Raw genomic sequence first — 3228 nt, 5'->3', positions numbered from 1 at the left:
CCCCCGAAGGCCTCAAGGGCAAGTTGATCGGCGTGCAGATCTCCACGGTCAGCGCCAACTACCTGAAGAAGTACTACGAGAACATTGCTGACCTCAAGTACTACGACACCCAGGAATCGGCGAATGCCGACCTGATCGCCGGGCGTATCGACTACATGATGGCCGACGACACCGCCATCGCCATGATGGTCAAGACCCCGGAGGCCAGCGGCCTGGCGCATATCGCCAGCGTGCCCTACGACCCGATCATCGGGCGTGGCGTCGGCGCTGGTTTGCGCAAGGAAGACACAGCGCTCAAGGCACGCCTGGACAAAGCCATCGGCGAACTGCTGGTGAGCAAGGACTATGACGACTTGTCCCAGCACTATTTCGGCCTGTCGGTCAGCCCGTGCAAGCGCGGTGACACGCCGGCCTTTGTGAGCAAGACCTGTGACAGCCCCTATCAGCAAATCGCCCAGAAGACCGAATAATGCTCGATCTCCTCAGCTTTGGTGACCAAGGATGGGGCAACGCACTGCTCAAAGGGTTATGGATGACCCTGCAAATCTCCGTTGGCGCGTTTGCCGTGGGCTTGCTGATCGGCCTGGTGGTGGCCTGCGCCAAGCTCAGTGCGCCGCGCCCGATTGCGCTGTTGATGCGCGGGTACACCACGGTGTTTCGCGCGGTGCCGGAACTGCTGCTGATCCTGCTGCTGTATTACGCAGGCTCCATGGGCCTCAACGCGTTGATGCTGTGGCTGGGTTTTGCCCAGGTCAACATCAGCGGGCCGTTGGTGGCGATCCTGGTATTGGGGCTGGTACAGGGCGCCTATGCGTCAGAGATTTTCCGCGCGGCAATCCTGGCGATTCCCCACGGCCAGATCGAAGCGGCGCGGGCCTTCGGCTTGAGCGGCTTTGGCCTGTTTCGCCGGGTGACCTTGCCGATCATGGCGCCGTATGCGCTGGCGGGGATGTCCAACCTGTGGATCAACTTGATCAAGGACAGTGCCTTGATCAGCGTGGTCGGTACCAATGAGCTGCTGTACACCGCCAAGCAGGCGGCGGGTTCCACCCGTCATTACTTGCTGTTCTACCTCACGGCCGCCGCCTTGTATTACCTGGTGACGCTGGCTTCCAACTACCTGTCCGGACGCCTGGAACGACGTATTCGTCGCTGGATGCCGGTTGTCGAGTGAGGCGCGCATGCCTGAGTGGATAAGTTACTACGCCGGGCTGACCGCCAAGGGCTTGCAGACCACCTTGTCATTGCTGTTGATCAGCGCCGTGCTCGGTTTTGCCCTCGCGGTGCTGGTGGCTCTGGCGCGGTTATCACGGCGCAAATGGCTGGCGCGCGGTGCGCTGGCCTACACCAGTGTGCTGCGCGGTACGCCGCTGCTGATCCAGATCTACATTTTCTACTACGGCCTGGGCAGCCTGTTTGCCCAGTTCCCGATGATCCGCGGCAGTTTTTTGTGGCCGTTCCTGCGTGACGGCTACTGGTACATCGTGTTTGCCCTGGTGCTGTCAGTGGGCGCCTATGTCGGTGAAGTGATTCGCGGTGGCCTGCTGGCGGTGCCCAAGGGCGAGATGGAAGCCGCTTCGGCATTTGGCATGACCCCGCGCCAGGCCCTGCTGCGGGTGCGCTTGCCACGGGCGATGCGTCTGCTGTTGCCGACCTTGGCCGGTGAGACGGTGATGCTGCTCAAATCCACCGCGCTGGCATCGACCATTGCCGTGGTCGACCTGCTGGGCGCGGCTAACGTCGTACGTGCGCAGACCTTGCAGATCTATCAACCCTTATTGTTGGTGGCCGGTGTTTACCTGTGCCTGACCTTCCTCATCGAGGGCGTCTACGCCATCGCCGAACGGCGCGGCACGCCGCTGCGCAGGTCGGCGGGATGAAACAGGACCGCGCGCTGCAAGGGATTGCCCTGTGCTCATTGGCCTACGCGTTTCTGGCGTTGCAGGACGCGGTGATCAAATGGCTGGTGGCCGATTATTCGGTGTTCAGCATTCTGTTCTGGCGCAGCCTGGTGGTGGTCGGTGCGTGCGTGATCGCCGGGCGCATGGGCTTGTTGCGTCGGGCGTGGAGCTCGGTGAGCCGCAAGCTGCTGATCATTCGTGGGCTGCTCTCGCTGCTGGCGTGGTTGTTGTATTACACCGCCGCCAAGGACCTGACCCTGGCGGAAATGACCACCTTGTATTTCTCCGCGCCGGTCATGGTCACGCTGCTGGCTGCGCTGATCCTCAAGGAACGTGCGAGCCGTGGGCAATGGGTGGCGCTGATCATCGGGTTTGTGGGTGTGGTGATCGCTTGTCGCCCCAGCAACATGCTCGATCCAGTGCCTATCGCGCTGACCCTGGCGGCCGCGTTGTGCTGGGCGTTCACCTATATCCAGCTGCGCCAGGTCGACCCGGCAACCTCGGTGCTGGAGCAGATGCTGATCACCAATGTGGTGTTCGTGGGTTGTATGGCGCTGACCTTGCCCTGGACCCACACGCCAGCGCCGACCCCCGCCTGGTTGGGGATGCTGGCCGCAGGTCTGGTCGGCGGCATAGGTCAGTTCCTGTTGTTTGCGAGTTTCCGCCGGGCCACGGCGACCTTGCTGGCACCGTTCGAATACACCGGGTTGATCTGGGCGTTTTTGCTTTCGAGCCTGATCTGGGGCACGTCAATGGATGTGTCGCTGATCATCGGCGCCGTGTTGATCGCGGTCAGCGGCACCCTGGCCATGCTCAGCGCCCGCCACTCGGAATCACAAGATGTGGTCGGCGCCGAATGCTCCGTAACGCAACCCCTGTACCCAGCAACGACAGATGTGCAGCCCGTTGGCGGGGCTGAAAGTACCGGGGTTCAGACACCCCTCGAGCCAGAGCCCGTCGAGCATCGCCGATAGGCCAATGGCGGCCAGGTGGCTGTCGTGGATCAGCAGGTTTTCGCTGCGGGCCAGGTCGTCCAGGAGCTGTTGGATCAGCGCCAGGTAGGCGCGGTAGCTGTTTTCGTGGGACTGGTTTACGTGGGGCGAGTGGCGGATCAGGCTCCAGAACACCACCCACACGCCGAGCAGGTCGGGGTCCATCACCCGTGGCGAAAACGACGCGCTAAGAAACGCGTCCAGGCGCGCAGCGGCGCCTTCGGCCAGCTCGACTTGCGCCCATAACGCGCTGGTCAGCTCATTGGCGAGCTTGTGGTAAGTCTCGGCGATCAACGCGTCGATGCTGCCGAAATTGTGGGTTAGCAAACGCACCG

Annotated in this window: 4 protein-coding genes and 1 pseudogene; 4 read left to right on the top strand and 1 reads right to left on the bottom strand. The window is 62.3% G+C overall.

What is annotated here, in order from left to right:
- The 4 genes from FEM54_RS28625 to FEM54_RS28610 all read left to right on the top strand — a co-directional run.
- Positions 1-470: type 2 periplasmic-binding domain-containing protein (locus FEM54_RS28625; protein ID WP_138453863.1), on the top strand; the 470-nt coding region annotated here is incomplete at its 5' end.
- Positions 470-1174, top strand: a complete 705-nt coding sequence (locus FEM54_RS28620; RefSeq protein WP_099549733.1) for an ABC transporter permease — start codon at positions 470-472, stop codon at positions 1172-1174. The genes FEM54_RS28625 and FEM54_RS28620, both read left to right, overlap by 1 nt.
- Positions 1175-1181: 7 nt before the next feature.
- Positions 1182-1880, top strand: a complete 699-nt coding sequence (locus FEM54_RS28615) for an ABC transporter permease (protein WP_138453862.1) — start codon at positions 1182-1184, stop codon at positions 1878-1880.
- Positions 1877-2875 (top strand): DMT family transporter, encoded by a 999-nt coding sequence (locus tag FEM54_RS28610; protein WP_026013820.1) that lies wholly within the window; start codon positions 1877-1879, stop codon positions 2873-2875. The genes FEM54_RS28615 and FEM54_RS28610 overlap by 4 nt, the downstream gene beginning before the upstream one ends.
- Here FEM54_RS28610 and FEM54_RS34825 read toward each other — a convergent pair.
- Positions 2831-3058: pseudogene (locus FEM54_RS34825) on the bottom strand (TetR family transcriptional regulator C-terminal domain-containing protein); the annotation flags it as partial. The gene FEM54_RS28610 and the pseudogene FEM54_RS34825 overlap by 45 nt on opposite strands.
- Positions 3059-3228 lie beyond the last annotated feature (170 nt).

It is taken from the genome of Pseudomonas edaphica (assembly GCF_005863185.1).
In the GTDB taxonomy this organism is placed as follows: Bacteria; Pseudomonadota; Gammaproteobacteria; order Pseudomonadales; family Pseudomonadaceae; genus Aquipseudomonas; species Aquipseudomonas edaphica.
This window is presented reverse-complemented; position numbering and strand designations above follow the sequence as displayed.

Bases quoted from the DNA above. Each gene is read 5' to 3' on its own strand.
- FEM54_RS28620 (WP_099549733.1), top strand. From the start codon at position 470: ATGCTCGATCTCCTCAGCTTTGGTGACCAAGGATGGGGCAACGCACTG.
- FEM54_RS28615 (WP_138453862.1), top strand. From the start codon at position 1,182: ATGCCTGAGTGGATAAGTTACTACGCCGGGCTGACCGCCAAGGGCTTG.
- FEM54_RS28610 (WP_026013820.1), top strand. From the start codon at position 1,877: ATGAAACAGGACCGCGCGCTGCAAGGGATTGCCCTGTGCTCATTGGCC.